General features: G+C 38.7%; 16 protein-coding genes. 7 read left to right on the top strand and 9 right to left on the bottom strand.

Annotation, left to right across the window (positions count from 1 at the left end; translation table 11 throughout):
* Complete coding sequence (locus tag PREBIDRAFT_RS07320) at positions 1–1,458, top strand: TrkH family potassium uptake protein (protein ID WP_004337126.1); 1,458 nt, start codon at positions 1–3, stop codon at positions 1,456–1,458.
* A gap of 173 nt (positions 1,459–1,631) precedes the next feature.
* Here PREBIDRAFT_RS07320 and PREBIDRAFT_RS07315 read toward each other — a convergent pair whose 3' ends face one another.
* Complete coding sequence (locus PREBIDRAFT_RS07315; protein WP_004337127.1) at positions 1,632–3,419, bottom strand: DNA polymerase III subunit gamma/tau; 1,788 nt, start codon at positions 3,417–3,419, stop codon at positions 1,632–1,634.
* Between the two features lie 233 nt (positions 3,420–3,652).
* On the opposite strand from PREBIDRAFT_RS07315, the gene PREBIDRAFT_RS07310 reads away from it, so the two are divergent.
* The 6 genes from PREBIDRAFT_RS07310 to PREBIDRAFT_RS07285 all read left to right on the top strand — a co-directional run bounded on the left by PREBIDRAFT_RS07310 (position 3,653) and on the right by PREBIDRAFT_RS07285 (position 8,824).
* Complete coding sequence (locus tag PREBIDRAFT_RS07310; RefSeq protein WP_004337128.1) at positions 3,653–3,982, top strand: FtsB family cell division protein; 330 nt, start codon at positions 3,653–3,655, stop codon at positions 3,980–3,982.
* Between the two features lie 5 nt (positions 3,983–3,987).
* Complete coding sequence (locus tag PREBIDRAFT_RS07305) at positions 3,988–4,410, top strand: hypothetical protein (protein WP_004337130.1); 423 nt, start codon at positions 3,988–3,990, stop codon at positions 4,408–4,410.
* Between the two features lie 97 nt (positions 4,411–4,507).
* Positions 4,508–5,359 carry a DUF4369 domain-containing protein gene (locus tag PREBIDRAFT_RS07300; protein ID WP_004337131.1) on the top strand — a complete coding sequence of 284 codons (852 nt, stop codon included), beginning with the start codon at positions 4,508–4,510 and terminating at the stop codon, positions 5,357–5,359.
* Positions 5,360–5,393: 34 nt separating this feature from the next.
* Positions 5,394–6,737, top strand: coding sequence for a dihydroorotase (locus tag PREBIDRAFT_RS07295; RefSeq protein WP_004337132.1), 1,344 nt, complete (start codon positions 5,394–5,396; stop codon positions 6,735–6,737).
* Between the two features lie 97 nt (positions 6,738–6,834).
* A complete protein-coding gene (locus tag PREBIDRAFT_RS07290; RefSeq protein WP_004337134.1) occupies positions 6,835–8,043 on the top strand; it encodes a metallophosphoesterase in 1,209 nt (402 codons plus the stop codon).
* 16 nt (positions 8,044–8,059) lie between these two features.
* A complete protein-coding gene (locus PREBIDRAFT_RS07285) occupies positions 8,060–8,824 on the top strand; it encodes a lysophospholipid acyltransferase family protein (protein WP_004337136.1) in 765 nt (254 codons plus the stop codon).
* 163 nt (positions 8,825–8,987) lie between these two features.
* Here PREBIDRAFT_RS07285 and PREBIDRAFT_RS07280 read toward each other — a convergent pair whose 3' ends face one another.
* From PREBIDRAFT_RS07280 to PREBIDRAFT_RS07250, 8 genes are all read right to left on the bottom strand, one after another.
* A complete protein-coding gene (locus PREBIDRAFT_RS07280) occupies positions 8,988–11,255 on the bottom strand; it encodes a hypothetical protein (protein WP_004337137.1) in 2,268 nt (755 codons plus the stop codon).
* A gap of 54 nt (positions 11,256–11,309) precedes the next feature.
* Positions 11,310–11,465: a hypothetical protein gene (locus tag PREBIDRAFT_RS11455; protein ID WP_155114392.1), complete on the bottom strand. Its 156-nt coding sequence runs from the start codon at positions 11,463–11,465 to the stop codon at positions 11,310–11,312.
* Between the two features lie 805 nt (positions 11,466–12,270).
* Positions 12,271–13,683 carry a tetratricopeptide repeat protein gene (locus PREBIDRAFT_RS07275; protein ID WP_004337139.1) on the bottom strand — a complete coding sequence of 471 codons (1,413 nt, stop codon included), beginning with the start codon at positions 13,681–13,683 and terminating at the stop codon, positions 12,271–12,273.
* Positions 13,684–13,763: 80 nt separating this feature from the next.
* Complete coding sequence (locus PREBIDRAFT_RS07270) at positions 13,764–14,732, bottom strand: PstS family phosphate ABC transporter substrate-binding protein (protein WP_004339570.1); 969 nt, start codon at positions 14,730–14,732, stop codon at positions 13,764–13,766.
* Between the two features lie 399 nt (positions 14,733–15,131).
* Positions 15,132–16,013, bottom strand: coding sequence for an energy transducer TonB (locus PREBIDRAFT_RS07265; RefSeq protein ID WP_004337143.1), 882 nt, complete (start codon positions 16,011–16,013; stop codon positions 15,132–15,134).
* A 35-nt stretch (positions 16,014–16,048) separates the two neighbouring features.
* Entirely contained in the window at positions 16,049–16,741 is a 693-nt protein-coding gene (locus PREBIDRAFT_RS07260; protein ID WP_004337145.1) for an ExbD/TolR family protein, read from the bottom strand.
* Between the two features lies 1 nt (position 16,742).
* Positions 16,743–17,396, bottom strand: a complete 654-nt coding sequence (locus PREBIDRAFT_RS07255; protein ID WP_004337147.1) for an ExbD/TolR family protein — start codon at positions 17,394–17,396, stop codon at positions 16,743–16,745.
* Positions 17,397–17,426: 30 nt separating this feature from the next.
* Positions 17,427–18,266, bottom strand: a complete 840-nt coding sequence (locus tag PREBIDRAFT_RS07250; RefSeq protein ID WP_004337149.1) for a MotA/TolQ/ExbB proton channel family protein — start codon at positions 18,264–18,266, stop codon at positions 17,427–17,429.
* Between the last annotated feature and the right edge of the window lie 361 nt (positions 18,267–18,627).

Here is an 18,627-nt window from a genome sequence, read left to right as displayed (position 1 = left end):
ATGCTAAATATTAAACTGATAAGTAAGATCATTGGTGCTTTGCTAGGCATAGAAGCCATGTTAATGTTGGTTTGTCTAGTTGTTGCTATAGGCTATCATAGTGCAGATATTTACCCTTTTGTTTGGAGTGTTCTTATAACGACAGTAGCGGGAATCGTTTTTCGCTTGTATGGCGTTAATGCAGATAATAACCTAAGTAGAAAGGATGCTTACTTTGTTGTTTCTATTATTTGGGTGCTTTTCTCCACTTTTGCAACCCTCCCTTTTCTGATTAGTGGTTATTTACATAGTTTTACGGATGCCTTTTTTGAGATGATGTCGGGCTTCACCACTACTGGTGCAACGATTATTGATTACCCCGAGAAGTTTCCACAGGGATTGTTATTTTGGCGTTCTTTAACCCATTGGATAGGTGGCTTGGGCATTGTTTTCTTTACAGTTGCTATTCTACCGTCATTAGTAGGAGGATCAGTAAAGGTTTTTGCGGCAGAGGCTACAGGCCCTATTAAGAGTAAGCTCCACCCTCGATTAACAACAAGTTCAAAATGGATTTGGATAGTATATCTAGTACTTACCGTAACTTGTGTTCTATCTTATAAAATATGTGGTATGGGATGGTTTGATGCCTGCAATTATTCGATGGCAACCACTGCTACTGGAGGTTTCGGAACATCGAGTACTTCTATAATGGGCTTTAATAAGCCAGCACTCGACTATACCGCTGCATTATTTTGCTTTCTTTCAGGTATAAACTTTAGTATCCTTTACGCTTCTATTACAGGATTAGATATTAAGGTTCTCATAAAAAATAGTGAGATTAAGTTTTATACCGTTGTCGTATTGAGCTTCTCTTGCTTTATAGCTTACCAGCTTGTACATGTCAATCAATATGATGTGGAACATGCCATTCGTAGTGCGCTCTTTCATGTATGTTCTATTATTACAACGACAGGAAGCTTTAATGATGATGCAGGACTTTGGCCACATATTACGTGGGTAGTCCTTGCTACTTGTATGGTGATAGGTGGTTGTTCGGGTTCTACAAGTGGAGGCGTAAAAAGCATCCGTATAGTGATGCTATTTAAAGTAATACGTAATGAATTTAGGCAAATTCTTCATCCTAATGCAGTGTTACCTTTGAAGGTTAATGGGGTGAATATTTCTATGAAGCAACGTGTAACCTTAGTTTCTTTTATCGGAATTTATATAGGAATAGTTCTTATAAGTTCATTTATCATGATATTGATAGGTTTGGACAATACCAATGCTATAACCATCACACTAAGCAGTATAGGTAATGTGGGACCTACTTTTGGTAGAGAGATAGGGCCAACACAGTCGTGGGCAATACTCCCTGACGCTGTTAAGTGGATGTGTTCTATCCTTATGCTTTTAGGACGCTTAGAATTGTTTAGTGTTTTAGTACTCTTTACTCCTGATTTTTGGAAAAATAATTAAAAGCGCATATCCATATTATTTGTTATAAGTTTCTTTCGTCTTTCAAGAACTAGTTTTTATACAATAAAAACGTAAGTACATTTTATATAAAAGTACATATACTTTCCAAGAAAAATATACTTACATTTTTCTTGGAAACTTGTTTTTAGAGTTTTTATCTCTGACTTTCCTTGTTAAGCTAGATCTAGCTTGAAAGCCTCGATGAGTTTTGTAAGTGCTTTATTTTCTTTTTTAAGTTTTTCAAGTGTTTCGTAGGGCGAAAGAGCAGGAACAATTTCCTCTTGTTTTGCTAATCTTATTGCCACCGTAATCTTACCATTCTTTAGCTCTTTAGCCATAGTAGAACGTATTCTTGCTTTGATAGCTAATAGCTCGTTGAGTTGAATTTTGTTCTCGGCTAAGACCTGAATTTCAGGAAAAGTGGTAATTGTTGGTGTTATATTCTTCATTCTTGACGCTAATGCTTGCATACTATTAGGCATTCGGGAACACATAGCACGCCATTGAATGAGCAAGTCTTCTGCAGAGAAAGTCTCATTTTCTTCCTTGTTAGTTATCTCTACTTCCTCTTCGACTGTATTGGTAGCTCTATCTTTCTTGAGGAGGTGATCGAATGAAAGACCAATACTACTCAATTGCAAGTTAACCTTTGCAGGTTCTGGTATAGACTTCTGAAGGGTTTGAGCAGAAGCATTGGCTCTCGAACTTGGGATTGAGGTCGCTACTGCCTCTTCTCTATATACAATATGCTTAGTACTCCCAGCTACCTGCTGAGCTGTTTTCTGTTGAGTACTAATCACTAAGTTTTTGAACAGGCTTTTTAATCTCTTAGGGCTACGCCCCGATGCTGGCATATCCGTATCCTCTGGTTGCGTTATTTGTGCAACCTCTATAAGCGTAAGCTCAGCTAGCAAACGTTTGTTTGAGCTTTGGCGATAGTTCACATCACATTGGTTCATCTGCTGTAATGCTTTATAGAGGAATGAGGTAGGACATTTGGCTGCCTGCTCTTGATACCGAGTTTTTTGTTGTTCGCTTGCTTCAAGCAATGGAAGCGTAGCGACATCTTTAGCCATTAAAACATTACGCACATGCGAAGCCAAGCCATTGATAAGTCTACCAGCATCGAACCCCTTATTTATAGCGTTATTCATTACAACCATAATGTCGCTTACTTTGTTCTGAAGAGCGAGGTCAATAATGTTAAAGTAATTATCCTCATCGAGCACATTTAAGTCCTCTATCACCTTTTGGTAAGTAATGTTTCCTTGCGAGAAGCTTGCCACTTGATCGAAGACAGAAAGGGCATCGCGCATACCGCCATCTGCTTTCTCTGCAATAATATTGAGTGCCTTTTCTTCATACGTGATATTCTCCTTTGCTGCTACTCGTTTAAGATGTTCGATGATATCGGGTACCGACATACGTTCAAAGTCATAAATCTGGCATCGAGAAAGGATTGTAGGCAATATTTTATGTTTCTCGGTGGTTGCTAGAATAAAAATAACCTGAGCTGGTGGTTCTTCCAAAGTTTTGAGGAAAGCATTAAAAGCCTGCGATGAAAGCATGTGTACCTCATCAATGATGAATACCTTATACTTGCCAATCTGAGGTGGTATGCGCGTCTGTTCCATCAAGTCCTTGATGTTTTCTACCGAGTTATTACTAGCCGCATCTAGCTCGAATATATTATAGCTTCTGCCTTCATTAAAGGCTTTACAGCTCTCACATTCGTTACAAGCTTCGCCTTCTGAAGTGGGATGTTCGCAGTTGATAGCTTTCGCAAAGATGCGTGCGGTAGTGGTTTTTCCTACTCCTCGTGGCCCACAAAAGAGGTAAGCATGTGCAAGTTTTCCACTCTTAACAGCATTCTTCAGTGTTGTTGTTAAAGCTGCCTGTCCTACAACCGAGTCGAATGTCGCAGGTCTGTACTTGCGTGCCGATACAATGTATTCGCTCATATTTATCTGTCTTTCTTGAAAAATTCTTTACTACGAGTGCAATATAAAATGACTTGCACAGAAAAGCATATCTACTATTGTTATACTTGACTTTTGCAAAGGTAATAAAAAGTTAGAAGAATATATCTTTGTAGGACATTGCTTTTTATTTGTTAATTAGCCCAAAAACGGAATAATGTATAGAATAGTGTGAAAAGTTTTGCTTACTTTTGCAGAAAAGAAATAACTAAATAGTGAGCAAGGTTACACGAAACATATTAGGTTTCCTAAGTAGGTTTAAGTTTGCAATTACCATTTTCCTAGGGTTATTGCTAGTAGGTGTCGTTGATGAGAATAGTTTCATCAAGCTCATCAGCTATCATTACCAAATAGAAGACTTAAAGACTAATATTAAGCAATATGACGCTCAGTATAAGGATGATACTAATAAGCTACGTGCAATGAAGTGCGATCCTAAAGCCATTGCTCGTATCGCTAGAGAACGTTACTTTATGAAAGCAGACAATGAAGACATCTTTGTATTGAGTGATGATGAGGCTCCTATTGAAGATACACAAAAGTAAATATAATGAAAGAACTCAATCAATCACAACGTATCATATTTATTTTAGGTGGTGTACTAATGGTTATAGGAGCAGTGCTATTTGCAATGTTCCTCTTTCAACGAATAAGTTGCTGGATAATGCTTGTTGGTGCCATTCTTTTTGCTGCAATGCAATACGAACAAAAGTACTTAGGCTCGGATATTGTAGTGCGCCGTCTGCGTCACATTATGATGGTTTCGGCAGTTTGTTTGGTAGCAGCAGGATTGTTTATGGTGGAAGATGCCTACCATTTCTTGAAGCCTGTTGTAACTTCAAATCTCAACAACAATCAGCTTTATCTGAAAGTATTTCACCATAACTGGGTAGTGTTACTATTGATAGGAGCAATCTTAGAAATATATTCCACACAAAGACTAAATAGTGAATTAAAGCAAATTAATCCTTAAAAAAAAGCCTAAAATACAATGGAATAGATTAAATCCGTTCTTTTTTTTCGATGCGTGGGATAAAGATTGTATATTTGTCAAATAAAAAAAATAGACTATGTATAAAATACTCTTTGCTATATTAACTGTCGCTTGTTTTGCATCATGTGCAACTTCATACGATATTAAAGGAACATCAAATATTTCAAGTATTGATGGCAGAAAACTTTATCTAAAGATTGATAAAGCAGATACTTTATTAAGTATAGACTCTTGCGATGTCATTCATGGTCAGTTTGCTTTTACAGGAGCTATGGATACTGTACGAATTGCCCAAATTTATATGGATGACATCAATCTTCAGTTCCCTATCGTACTTGAGCAAGGCGATATTACTATTTGCTTAGACAATATTCAGCAGCGTGTTAGTGGTACTCCCTTAAATGAGCAACTGAACGCATTTTGGACGAAGTTCAATCAAATTCGTAATCAATATGCAGAAATCGACCATGAGGAAAGTGCTGCGATATTAAATGGGCAAGACGAAGATGCAGTAAATGCACGCCTGATTAGAAAGGCTTTAGGAGTATATGCAAAGAGTGATAAGCTATTCACAAAGTATGTTGTAGACAACTTTGATAACATTCTAGGTCCATGGATTTTTCTAACACGCATTAGCTATGACAGTATGCCTAATGCTTATCCTGTATGGATGGATGAAATAATGTATACCAATGCTATCAATCAGCTTCCTGCTTGGGTGGAATATATCATGTCGAAGGCTACAAAGCATTTTAAGAATAATAAGCAAGTAAAAGAGTTTTATAGTCGTTTCCAACAAGCACAAAAGGAAATGAATGGCACTGCCGAACCTCCTGTTGCTGCTGATCCTAATATGGGTACTGCGCCTAATGTTGCAGTGCCAACCCCGATGGAAATGGCTGGCGACTCTACGAATACTAGTAAATAAGCATCTCTATCAGGACATTTAAAAGGCGTTACTCGTGGCTAGAACATTAATACAAGGTGGTACTATCGTGAATGAAGGTTTCTCCTTTGTGGGTAATCTAGTGATAGAAAACGATCAGATAGTAGCAATACAAAAAGAAGAAATTCAGGCAACCCGTGGTAAATATGATGAAGTCATAGATGCCACGGGGTGTTTCGTGTTACCCGGTGTGATTGATGACCACGTCCATTTCCGTGAGCCAGGACTTACCGAAAAAGCAGATATCGAAAGCGAAACACGGGCGGCTGCTTTCGGAGGCGTTACCTCTTTTATGGAAATGCCTAATACCAATCCTCCCACAACCTCTATTGCCGCCCTAGAAGATAAGTGGCAAAGAGCCGCTCTGTCGAGCCATATTAACTATAGCTTCTTCTTTGGTGCAAGCAATGATAACTATCTTGTTTTCGACCAGTTAGACAGACATACTATACCGGGAATTAAGCTTTTTATGGGCGCTTCAACGGGTAATATGCTCGTGGATAAAGAAGAACAGCTTAATAATATTTTCCAAAAAGCTCATCAGCTCGACCTCCCTGTGATGACACATTGTGAGGATTCTAAGGTCATTTCACAGAATATGGCAGCCTATAAAGCTAAGTATGGCGACGATCCTGCTATCGAATTCCATGATAAAATTCGTAGTCGGGAGGCATGTATTGCTTCTTCACAATTGGCTATAGCATTGGCTAAACGTTATCAAACTCATCTACATATAGCTCATGTCTCTACAGCTGAAGAGCTTAATCTTGTTTCTCCAGCGGATAATCTTATCACGTTTGAAGCATGTATTGCGCACTTAATGTTTACCAACGAGGATTACACTACGAAGCACGCACTTATAAAATGTAATCCTTCAGTGAAAGCATCTACAGATAGAAAGGCTTTAAGAGAAGCTTTGCTCAATGGCAAGATCTATATAGTAGGTACTGATCATGCTCCTCATTTGTTATCACAAAAGCAATGTGGTTGCTCAAAAGCAGCATCGGGAATGCCGATGCTCCAATTCTCTTTAATATCAATGCTGACACTAGTAGATGAGGGTTACTTAACGATAGAACACCTAGTAGAGCTAATGGCTCATCATCCTGCCCAGCTTTTCCATATAACGAAACGAGGCTTTTTGCGTGAAGGCTATAAGGCAGATATTGCGATTGTTCATCGTTCAGTTCCTTGGACACTTACAAATGATATTGTTCAGAGCAAATGTGGTTGGTCGCCACTAGAGGGAACTATCTTTTCTTGGAAAGTGGTTCACACCATTTGCAATGGACAGCATATTTATAATAATGGCGTATTTGATGTAGGAAGCCAAGGAGAAAAGCTCTTGTTTAGGCATTAAAAGATAAGTAAGTTGTTAAAGCTGTAAGTGTTATCCCTAGGTATGCAATAGCAAAGGATACTTCCATTTTGCTTTAACTTCTTAAAAGAAAAAGTATATGATCGCTAAAATAGTAATACCTTTATTAATACTCATCGTGCTATCCGACTTCTATATCGATTGGCACTTCTTCCGAAATCGTTACCATATTAAACAGTGGCAACGTATGTTGTGGTGGGTGCCTACAACGCTTATGATTATCTATACCATAGGCATGGCCTCACTACCAAGTTTTACTCCAGAGAACCTTACATGGCAAAACACCTATCTCATTCTTCTAGGTTTGTTTGTTTTTCCAAAGGTCATCTTTGCCATTCTTTCGCTCGTGGGAAATTTTGTATTGCGTTATGTAATACATACTAAGCGCAATTGGGGACATTATCTAGGAGTTTTGCTTGCCATTGTTATGACAGGAACATACTTGTATGGATTTGTCTTTGGCATCAAAAAGGTTGTAACACGCCATATTGACCTTACCTTTCAGCACCTGCCACCAGCTTTCGATGGTTATAAAATAGTGCAAATATCCGATATGCATATCGGTACCTTTGATGGCTGGAGAAAGAAAATACTCCTTAAAGAGCTCGATTCTATAGAAGCTGCTAAACCCGATCTTATTTGTTTTGTAGGCGATTTAGAGAATGTTCGAGCCGAAGAGTTAAAACCTTTTATATCGCTTTTAAACAAGCGTTTACCCCACGTGGTAGCAGTACGAGGCAACCATGATTATGGCGACTACCTGCTTCATGCTTCGAAAGCCGAAAAACAAGTGCAAATAGCAAAATTACAAACCCTTATAGAGGATAGTCTTCACTGGCGGTTACTCAAGAATGAACATATCGTTTTGCGCAAAAAATATATGCGAGAAGGTATCACTACGACCGACTCTATTTATCTTGTTGGTACTGAAAACGATCCTAAGAATGAAAGTATTTTGAATATTTCCGATTATAATAAGGCTACTAAAGGAATACCGCACGGTGCTTTCTCCATTATGCTTCAGCACGACCCTTCTGCTTGGAAGCGTTCTGTTTTACCAAAGACAACAACTGCCTTAACATTGAGCGGACATACACATGGGGGACAAATGCAGTTCTTGGGCATTCGCCCTACTAACCTATTGGGCAGAGAAGATAAGGGGTTGTACGATCAAGAGGGGCGTTATCTTTATGTTACAGCAGGTTTGGGCGGTGTAGTTCCTATGCGTATTAATATGCCAAGTGAGATAACAGTTATTACGCTTCATACCGTAAATTCTAGTAAATAATAAAACGATTTTCACCATGATACCACGTTTGTTATATCGAGTTTATGCGCTTTTTGTTTTTCTCCCTTTGTTTTTGATAGTCTCCCTCATTACTGCTATTGTAACCATTGTGGGGTGTAAGTTAGGCAATGGACACTTTTGGGGGTATTACCCCGGAAAACTTTGGTCGTGCTTTACGCTCCGTATGCTCTTTCTTCCTGTGAAAGTAGAGGGTAGAGAAAACCTTGTTTCAGGTCAGAGTTATGTTTTTGTGAGCAATCACCAAGGTTCGTTCGACATCTTTTTAATCTACGGATTTCTAGGTAGAAACTTTAAGTGGATGATGAAAAAGGGTATTCGTAAGATTGCCTTTGTGGGCGAAGCCTGTGCTAGTGCGCACCATATCTTTGTGGATAAGAGCGGTGCAAGCAAGATAAAAGAAACCTACGATCATGCGCGCGAAGTGCTTCAAGAAGAAATGTCGCTTGTGGTTTTCCCTGAGGGTGCACGCTCTTTTACGGGGCACATGGGCATTTTCCGTCGTGGTGCCTTTATGCTAGCCGACGAATTGCAGCTTCCTGTTTGTCCACTCACCATTAACGGATCTTTTGATGTTATGCCTCGCACAAAGGATTGGCATTTCCCTCGTTGGCACCGTCTCCGTCTCACCATTCATAAGCCTATACTGCCTAAAGGCAAAGGCATTGAGTTTGAAAAGCAAACTATGAATGAAGCTTACGAGGTAATTATGAGTGGACTCACAAAAGAGTATCAAGGCTTTGTGGAAAATCCTGATCAATAACTCACAGTGGGCTTCTTTTACGCTGTCCTGCACCAGTACTTTTATATTTTGTTATTTTACAAGTACTGCTAAATGCACATTTTAGTCATTTTGTAAAATGATCTATACACAAAAAAAATGCACCCTATTCTAAGGTGCATTTTTCTTAATGTTCTATGTCAGCTTATGGCTTGTACTGGAAAGCCGTAAACTTCGTATTGATAGGACGTATGTAGCCAACAGTATTACCTGATCGAGTTGTATAGTTTGAGTAATTAGCATTATGAGACTTCGAGTAACCATCATAAACAACACCACCTCTAAATGAATATTCATAAGCAGTGCTATTTGTAGGAAATTTATCTGCAGGCCCTATAAAATATCCCGCAGTAAATGAAGTTGATGGAGTAGTATTTACAGCCGTTGCAGCGTATTTATAGCTATTAAAATTCGCATTTCTCAAAGTCATAGTGCGAGAAACCATCGTGCTTGCATAATTATAAAACATGCTTTCGTGTGTACCATTATCATTTAGTCCTATCTCTTTTAAAAGTTCTTGGGTAGAATTATACATACCAGCATAAAGCTTCATAAACAAAGGACCTAAATAAATAGTGTTAATCGTCATTGCATCCTCATCTGTCTTAGTCTTACTATACTCGTATTTCATCAAACAGAAATGCTTTGAGCCTATTTTTTGATCCACATCTTGGAAGAAACGTAAAGCATATATATACTTATTGTTAGGATATTGTTCGTTTGACTCTTGGGTACCACCAGGGAAACGTTGGTATACACTATAGTAGGTATAAGGTATTCCATCACCCATTTGTATGCTTTCCTTTGCCTTTGCTTTAACAGCAGCATCGTTAGAGCCACCTTCCGTCCAATCATAAAATTGTGCCCCATTACTATTAAAGTTCTTTGCATGGTCTGGATTCTGATCGTTTGCTAAGAACATACCCGTCCATTGTTCCTTATTAGGAAGTGTCCAAATGCTACCGCTAGCCACGCTTTTCTGTGCAAATTCTTTTGCGTAGGCACCAGTTTGTGCATAATCATAATAGTTCTTTGGTGTACTCCATTTTAATGTTTTATAATCATAGAGATTATATTGTGCCATTTGCTCTGCTGGTAACACTTCACGGTTTTTAATTTTGATAGGGCAGGTAATATATGTCCCCACAGCACTAGCAAGACCTTTACCTCCGTTTACATCAGTCTCCTGCAATACCTTAGACAACACCCAGTTCATATTAGGAGCAGGGGTTAAGCCTTGTTGTACCAAAGCATCAAAGTCCTTATCAGAGGTATAAACATATTTATAGCCAGAACCAGATGTTGCTCCTAGCGGTTTTGCCTCTGTATTCTCCATCTCTAGGTAGAAGCCTGTACGTTCGGGAAGATTATTGTTTACAACATTGCCCCACACCAAGACCGTTTGAAAAGAATTATCAGCTTTGTCCTGCATGGTCTTTCCTGGATCTACTTTAATATAATAATCTATCTGATTGTTAACTAAACGACCGAATATATAGTTGCGTCTCATCCACTTACCTGTTTTATCTTTCGTGCCGTTATATGTCCACTTGAATGAGCTATACTCATTACTATCTAGGTTAGGCAAGCTAGCAGGACTTAAGTCGTAATCTGCCGAGGTAGCTAGTTTTGTAGACTGTAAAGCAGCGAGATGTAGGTTTAGTTTATACTGCGTATCATTCTTTACTAATATTTTCATTAGCATACCTTGAGCCTTAAAATGAACATATTCTTGGCTGCTAAAAGTAGTAGGATCGGTTATTGGTACCAACTTAGTCCATTTAGAAAGGAAAGGAATATCATAGCCCTCCGATGTGTCAAGGTTGCTACTAGTGTCAGCTCCATTCGATGTAAAGTTGGCTCCGAATCCAAAACATTTCATAGTCTTTTTGTCTTTATCAAAAACACCGCCTATCATACCCATCATATACCATTGGTCGCCAGCTTTAACCTGAAGATTTGGATCTACAGGAGTGAGTGTTATCTTACCATCACTAATGATCTTTAAATTATCTGTTATTGCTTGAGCTGTTTGTTTTGGATCTTGCTCAAATATAACTTTACCATACATTTCTGTGCCGTCTTCAAGCTTACCAGTTTCTTTATTATAACGCTTGAAAACACATGTAGCCTGAACCGTTTTTTTGCCAGTACCTTTATCTACGTTTGCCGTAAAGAATGGAATTTTTTGTGTATATTTCAGTTGCAATCCTCGTGTAGAAGGGTCGCCACTAGGCATCTCTTGCCCAGCACTAGCCTCTAAATGCACATTCATTATTATGGTTTTGCCTTGCTGCTGTTCTTGTTTTGGGGTAACAGTAGTAGCCAACTCATCGCTGCTACAGCTACCAAAAGTTAAAGCAGCGAGTACAACTGTAATGCTTATAACTAATGTTTTCTTAATTGCTTTCATCTTTTCTTTTCTTTATGTATTCTATCGTTATCTATCTTATGCTTCTATTAAGTTTTATTCACCCTCAGGGAAGTCATCTTCAGGACCAGCAACTCCACCATTTGTAAAACCTTCTACATCTCCGTTCACACTTCCTGCCAGTAAGTCGATTTCATGATTTACTAGCACCATTGTAACCTTTGGGGCTACATACTCTTTTTTTACCATCATAACTAATATTTATTTGTTCTTACTCAAAATATTTTTTCTCCACAACCGTGTACAATTTTTGTTGTAGTAGTTGTACTTTTAAAGTACGATTATTGTTCTGTCGATTAGTTTTTTTACCTATTTATATAACCTTTCCTCCTCTAAGAAAGAAAATAATATGCAAATATATTTGTTTTTTTTAATAAAAATAGGGGGGGTAACATTGTTTAACTATACGGTAGACGTATTTAGATTTTATTTAGCTTTATTGTGTTGATAAATATTTGATAAGTTACTGAATAAAATTAAAAAATAAAGGCAGAATGCTCTATTATAATTGCTAATGGTGTTATTCACAACTAGGCATATTGTGCCGTTGAAAAAGAACCAACAAGAAGAGGTCAAAGCCACGTAATATGTCAAGTGAGGCAAGTCGTATGTTGGATATTGGAGCAGTTATGGTGATAATGATTTATTTTGTCTTTGCAAAATTAAGACTTTTCTTGTTGAAGAAGAAACTCTGTACTATTTGTTTTCAAGGGAAAGAAAGCTATAGCGTGTGTATTCTATAGCTGTGGAACGAATGTAGTACCCCCCTTATTTGGCGATTGTGCAATCTTTGCAGATTGCCTTAGGGGTGCGAACATTACCGTAGGTTGCACTTCTACTGCGTTCCGTTTAACCTACGGCTAGGCACATTGAACCTTATCATGTTCTACCAATATAAGCTGAGGAGCGTAGAACAGAAGATGAGTAAGAATATAAAAGCGAGGATGTGCCGATTTTGCCACACCCTCGCTTTTTATTATTTAACTTATTATTAATATTACATGCCTAAAGCTTTCTTTGCATATTCGTTGTCAGGGTTTACCTTCAATACCTTATTATAGTATTCCTTAGCAACTTCTTCGTTACCCTTCTTAGAGTTGTAGTAACCTAAGCCGTAGTAAACATTCTCAAGATAGCTCTTTTGGTCTGCGTTAAGACTTGGTTTAGCCTCTTCAAACTCAACAACCTTTTGATAGATCTCTGCAACCTTGTCAGGATCGTTTAGCATATTAGCCACATTAGCTTGATTTAGCCAAATCCAGTCAGAGATAGATGGGAACTTCTCTATCATGCTCTCGTAAACATTCATAGCCTTTGTAAGAATAGCCTTTTTCTCTTCTCCTGTTAGCTTTTCAGCCTTTTGAACGTAAGTACTAGCAAGTGAAGCGAAATCGGCTGAGTTGGCATTCGGATTTTTCTGTAGATATTCCTGCTGCGCTTCTAGTGCTTTATCTTCATTGCCGTGTAGTACATATACATCAGCAAGTGCCTTTATTGCAGAAATGTTATTTGGATCTAATTCCTTAGCCTTGTCGATAGCTTGATAAGCTTGATCAAACTGCTTGTTACCTGCTAAAGCCTTAGCATATACGAGGTAGTCGTTAGCCACTTTCTTACTCTTGCCAGCAAATAGGGTATTTGCATAGTTTAGAGCATCGGTATATAGCTCTTTGCTAGTAGCTGCCATCATACCCACACGACTGATATACTCGCTACCTGGAAACTTCTGAATACCACTCTGAACAATATCAAGTGCTTTTGCATATTCTTGCAGTACATAAGCAGCAAAGCCATAGTTGTAGAAATTGCCTTCTGTTAGGTTGGCACGGTTAGCCTTGTCATACCATGAGAGAGCCTCGCCATACTTACCATCGCCCATTAGAATATCGGCAGCAGTTGCCTCTACAGGATAATTAGGTTCTACCTTGCGAAGTTCTTCAAGCTTTTCAACAGCAACCTTAGAGTTTACATGTCGATATACCTTTGCAAAGCGTTCGTAAGCCGAAATATTGTGAGCGTCGAGGCTGATAGCTGCTTGATACTGTGCGGCAGCATCACCAGCATTACCAATAGAGTCCTTTAGCGCAGCGATATCACCTAGCAACACGTATGCTTGGCTACCATTAAACCTTTTATTCGTTACGATGTCTTGAGCTATCGTTGTGGCAGCATCGTAATTACGCTGTGATAGGTAAAGATTACCTAGTGCAACAAGGGCTTTCTCGTCCTTTTTGAACGTCTTTTGGTATTTTTTTACTAGATCCTTACCTGCCTTAGGATCGTTAGGCGCAGCTTCAAATGCTGCTACAATTGACTTTAAGGCAGAATTGTAATCGACCTCTTGTGCCATTGAAGGAGTTGACATTCCCAACATCAAAGCTCCTACTAATACATATTTAATTTTCTTCATAACTTCAAACTTTTATGTTTATAACGCTCAGTTGTTAATTTGGATGTTGTACTATTCTGTTAGTTTAATAATCATCTCTATTATTTTCCACTATCCACCTTTACTTCACGGATATTAATGTTACCTCGGTAAGGTAATAGCCCTGCCTTCAAAACAATCATTTGCCCTACAGGTCCTGTAATGAAATTGGCAAAAGCCCATGGGAGCGCCTTATGAGGATCGGCTACAATGGCATAGATTGTTCTTACGAATGGATAGCGTCCATTGAGTAAGTATGCCTGATAAGGTTGCCAACTGTTTGAAGGAACTGCTTCAGTAGTTTGCGAAACAGCTACTACACGTATGCCTTTTTTAAAAGTCGTGTTAGTTGTATCTCGCTTATCATAGAGCCAATTTGAACCTAATACGCCAATGGCGTTAGGAGTGTTGTGAACGTATTCAATAACAGCAGAGGTATTTTTTGCTGCAACAATTTTCTTACTCATATTCTTTTGTCCACCAAGGATAGAGTCTGCCACAAAGTGGAGTGTAGCCGATGCCTTAGAGTCGAACACTACCGCTATGTCTTTAGCGCTATTCTCTTTGCTCACCTCATTCCATTTACTTACCTTTCCGCTAAGGATTTGCTTTAGCTGTGTAACTGTTAGCAATGAGTCGCGGTTTTCTTTATTCACAATAAAGGCAATACCATCATAGCCAATAGGGAATACAGAAGGGATAGGACCCTTTGTTTGAATGAGTGCTTCCTCGCTAGGTAGTAGCTTATGTGAAGTGAAGAAAAGATTGACTTTCTGATCTATCAATAGCTTCATTCCTTCATTGTCATCGGTATAAATAGGTAACAAATGGGTTTGAGGGAAGCGATACTGATAAGTTTGAAGTTCTTCTTCTATGATAGGAGCAAAACTTTCATCGGCAGCAAACTTAATCGTACCTGAAATGGGAGTATCTGTTCTGCCATCAGCAGCCTTTTTTTTGCCGCATGCGCTCAATACTAATGCGGCAATAGCAATAGTGCTAAACACTATATAATATGATGCTCTTCTCATTGGCTTTGTTGTAAAATTGGTTATTAATTTGCTGTAAAGTTATCATCTATTCTCAATATCTCGAAATTTATTAGAATTAATTCATACTTTTATAGATATTCTAAACTCTTTCCAATATGTCTTTCTTCTAAAGTATCGATTTACCTTAAATAGTACTTGATCCTTTATTTTAGATATGCAAAGATATAAAAAAAGTCATAGTTACAGCGCAAAGAAGTATGTAAATATGACTTTTGGATAGTGTAATTTACTTAATTACTTAAAATTCTTTTCTTTTGAAATTATTTTGTAGACTTATACCTTTAAAGTGAGACAAAAAAAAGGATATATCAAATGTGCTGATATATCCTTTTAATGTTATGGTAAAAACTTCTAAAGTTTTAGATGTTTTTGTTCAAATTATTGCAATCTGAAAGTAACTGGTAAGGTGAACCATACATTGGCTGCCTGACCATTGTTCATACCTGGGTTCCACTTAGGCATACTGTTAACTGCGCGGAGTGCTTCACGGTCAAGTGCTGGGTCTACACTACGTAAAACTTGTGCCTGACTAACACTACCATCACGTCCTACTACGAACTTAACAATTACCTTACCTTGGATACCATTTTCTGCTGCTACAGGAGGGTAATTAATGTGTGAAGCTAACCAGCTATTTACATCGCCCTTGAAAGTAGGCATCTGCTCTGCAACAGTGAAGACCTTAGTTGCAATGTCTTCTTCTACTACTTGCTTAGCTTCTACCTTAGGTGCCTCAATCTTTGGTGCAATCTGTTCAGGAGTTGCAACAGTACTCCTAGCAGCTACTTCAGTACGGTCGTTAGTACCTTCCTTAGTTTCGCTACCAACAGCCTTAGTCTCCTTGTTCATCTTGACCATAGGTGGCATTTCTTCCTTTACATCCTTATCATCTTTGATGACAGGGGCTGTAAACTTAACAGTAGCACGTGTTTCAGGAACAACCTTCTCAGGCTCAACTTTCTTTGGCTGAGCTTTAGGTTGTTGCTTCTTACGTTCAGCTTGTTCCTTCTTTGCTTGCTCAAGTGCAGCAGCTTCCATTTTTGCTTGGTATGCTGCTTGTGCTGCTAAATCATCATTGTGTTTCTTAATTTGGTAAGCCAAATAACCACCACCGAGAAATGCAGCAATAAGCAAGATAGCTAACGCCTTAATATTACGCTGAGATGTACCCTTACGCAATTGGTAAGCTCCATACTCTTTGTTTTTATTGGCGAATACCATGTCGACCCATTTAGGATCGTATAGATCTATTTTTGCCATTGTTATAATTTTCTTTAATTGTTACAATATATTGATTATAGCTGAATGCCCTTCTTTTCAAGAAGCGACTTGTCTTGATCGTTCAACTTATCAATAACGAATGTTCCAATGTATGAAATCTGCATTTCATCGAGGATATCTACTAGATGACGATATGCTGCCTTATCAGTAAGCTTAATCACTACTGTTAGCGTACCTATCTTCTTACCATTAATAACACCTGTCTTGATGTTCATTATTTCAGCCTGATAGATACTGTCAGGATAAGCTTTTGGATTAGCTTGCTTTTTCTTCTCAAGCTCTTGCATTGCAATATTAAGATCTTGATAAGGAATTGATGCTATTTCACCTGTATCACCACCACCGACTTGTTTGTGCTGTAATACGTAGCGAATACCAGTCTTTGTTCTAGTCCAATCAGCAGGCTTTAGCCATGAAGGATTATCATACTCTGGTTTACCTTCGCCGTAGAACATTTTGTCGCCATCGGCAATGTAAATAGTGATAGAGTGCGAATCCTTAGCTTCGTTCTTCTTAACATCTGGAGTATTCTTGTCATTACTTGGCATTGTTAGCTCCATTGTAGAAGGCTTGCTTAGAGATGTACAGAGCATGAAGAAAGTGATAAGCAACATCAACATATCCACCATCGGGGTGAAGTCGACACGAACAGTCATCTTCTTCTGCTTTCCGCCGCCTCCATTATTGTTAGAAACCATTTCTGCCATGTTACTTTACCTCCTCTCTAGCCTGTACGGCTTTCTTAGCATCCAACTGAGTGATCATATAGTAGTGGCTTTCGTCCATATCTTGGAGCTCGTTCATTACTTTCTTAACAGTGCTATAAGGAGAATCGGCATCAGACTTGATAGCCAATCTTACCTTAGGATTAACCTGACGTGCAGCGTTTACCCATTGCTGGAACTCTGTAAAGTCTTGTCCTTTGATACTGTCAAGAGGAATACCCATCTTTGGAAGTTCTGTAGTACGTTTTGCTGCAGGCAATGTCAAATATTCTGGTAGCTTATCTAAAGGAGTACCGAATGTAGACTCTGCAACAAATGTTTTCTTCTGTGCAGGTGTCAATGTTAACATGTTATCTACGATCTGACCCAATTCGTTTGAGTTGTCATAGCTCATGAACACCTGACCATTTCCTGTAGGTGTGCCGTTAGCTGTCTTTTCAGGACTAACGATAATTGTTAAGACACCGTTTTCTGGCACCTTTGTTTCTGACACAGACCCTGGCGTGTTTACCTTAACAGGCTCACTCTTTACGAATGTAGAGGTAAGCATGAAGAAGGTAAGTAGAAGGGTCATAACGTCAGACATAGGGGTCATGTCTATAAACGTGTCTGACTTCTTAATTTTTACTTTACCCATAGCGATAAATATTTAAAGGGTTAGCAAAAATTAAGCCTCTTCTGTGTGGTTTACTTCGTATGTCTGAGCAATAGAGTAACCAACCTCGTCAAGAGCGTATGTCAACTTGTCTACCTTGTTTGAGAAGTAGTTGTAAGAAACTACAGCGCACCAAGATGTAGCAATACCGAATGCGGTGTTGATCAAAGCCTCAGAAATACCAGCAGAAAGCGCAGCAGAGTCAGCACCACCACCTGAAGCCAAAGCAGAGAACGACTTGATCATACCTGTTACTGTACCAAGAAGACCGGTAAGAGTACCAAGCGTTACAAGTGTTGCAATGATAGGTAGGTTCATTGTCAAAGTAGGCATTTCAAGCTGTGTTGCCTCTTCGTGAGCCTGCTGGATCTTAGCCACCTTTACAGATTTCTTTAGGTTAGCATTAGCACCTGTTTCCATATCCTTGTAAGCATTCAAAGATGCCTTTACAACGTTAGCAACAGAGCCCTTCTGCTGATCGCAAAGCTGTGTAGCCTTTGCAAGATCGTTCTTGTTAAGTGCAGCCTTGATGTTTTCAACAAACTTTGGAAGCGCACCCTTACCGAAAGCGGTCTTTAGCGCTAACCAACGCTCAATAGACATTGCAAGTACGGTAAGCAACAATGTGTGGATCACTGGTACCACAACACCACCCTTGTAGATAGTACCCCAAACGTCAGCAGGAGTTTCTCTAGTTACACCATCTTGGAAGTGCATAGGGTTAGCGAACCATGTGAAGAACAATGCAAATGCTACGATAGCGCAAACGACGATGATCCAGAATGCACCTCTAACTCCTGTGAAGCCCTCAGACTTCTTAGCTGGGGCTGATTTTTGTTGTGTAGTTGCCATAATTAAATGAACTTTTTAATCTTTAGTTATTAATGAATTTATTTGTTATTATCTATTTGATTATTAGATGTGTTATTATCGCATCATGGCTTTTATTGACACTTTTGTGATGTTTAACAGCGCAAAGATAACAATTAATACTAAACTACGGCGGCAATTAGTAACTTTTAACAATGATATTTTGTTAATGTTTCGAGCCGCTTTATGCCATTTTGTGATATTTTTTATTTTAATTTTGAAATAGCTCCTTTGCCTGCTTTCTTGATATGCTTTGGCAATATGAAGCAGGGCGCACCTACATTTAGTATACTAATAACATCAATGGCAGCAGCTTTTATTTCACTACTTTCTTTGCGATATT

This window comes from Prevotella bivia DSM 20514 (genome assembly GCF_000262545.1).
Taxonomy (GTDB): Bacteria; Bacteroidota; Bacteroidia; order Bacteroidales; family Bacteroidaceae; genus Prevotella; species Prevotella bivia.
Note: the sequence above shows the minus strand (reverse complement) of the source record. Positions and strands in the feature narration are given on the sequence as shown.

Excerpts from the sequence above, each read along its gene's own strand:
- PREBIDRAFT_RS07320 (WP_004337126.1), top strand. The coding sequence starts at position 1 with ATGCTAAATATTAAACTGATAAGTAAGATCATTGGTGCTTTGCTAGGC.
- PREBIDRAFT_RS07315 (WP_004337127.1), bottom strand. The coding sequence starts at position 3,419 with ATGAGCGAATACATTGTATCGGCACGCAAGTACAGACCTGCGACATTC.
- PREBIDRAFT_RS07305 (WP_004337130.1), top strand. The coding sequence starts at position 3,988 with ATGAAAGAACTCAATCAATCACAACGTATCATATTTATTTTAGGTGGT.
- PREBIDRAFT_RS07300 (WP_004337131.1), top strand. The coding sequence starts at position 4,508 with ATGTATAAAATACTCTTTGCTATATTAACTGTCGCTTGTTTTGCATCA.
- PREBIDRAFT_RS07290 (WP_004337134.1), top strand. The coding sequence starts at position 6,835 with ATGATCGCTAAAATAGTAATACCTTTATTAATACTCATCGTGCTATCC.
- PREBIDRAFT_RS07285 (WP_004337136.1), top strand. The coding sequence starts at position 8,060 with ATGATACCACGTTTGTTATATCGAGTTTATGCGCTTTTTGTTTTTCTC.
- PREBIDRAFT_RS07280 (WP_004337137.1), bottom strand. The coding sequence starts at position 11,255 with ATGAAAGCAATTAAGAAAACATTAGTTATAAGCATTACAGTTGTACTC.
- PREBIDRAFT_RS11455 (WP_155114392.1), bottom strand. The coding sequence starts at position 11,465 with ATGATGGTAAAAAAAGAGTATGTAGCCCCAAAGGTTACAATGGTGCTA.
- PREBIDRAFT_RS07275 (WP_004337139.1), bottom strand. The coding sequence starts at position 13,683 with ATGAAGAAAATTAAATATGTATTAGTAGGAGCTTTGATGTTGGGAATG.
- PREBIDRAFT_RS07270 (WP_004339570.1), bottom strand. The coding sequence starts at position 14,732 with ATGAGAAGAGCATCATATTATATAGTGTTTAGCACTATTGCTATTGCC.
- PREBIDRAFT_RS07265 (WP_004337143.1), bottom strand. The coding sequence starts at position 16,013 with ATGGCAAAAATAGATCTATACGATCCTAAATGGGTCGACATGGTATTC.
- PREBIDRAFT_RS07260 (WP_004337145.1), bottom strand. The coding sequence starts at position 16,741 with ATGGCAGAAATGGTTTCTAACAATAATGGAGGCGGCGGAAAGCAGAAG.
- PREBIDRAFT_RS07255 (WP_004337147.1), bottom strand. The coding sequence starts at position 17,396 with ATGGGTAAAGTAAAAATTAAGAAGTCAGACACGTTTATAGACATGACC.
- PREBIDRAFT_RS07250 (WP_004337149.1), bottom strand. The coding sequence starts at position 18,266 with ATGGCAACTACACAACAAAAATCAGCCCCAGCTAAGAAGTCTGAGGGC.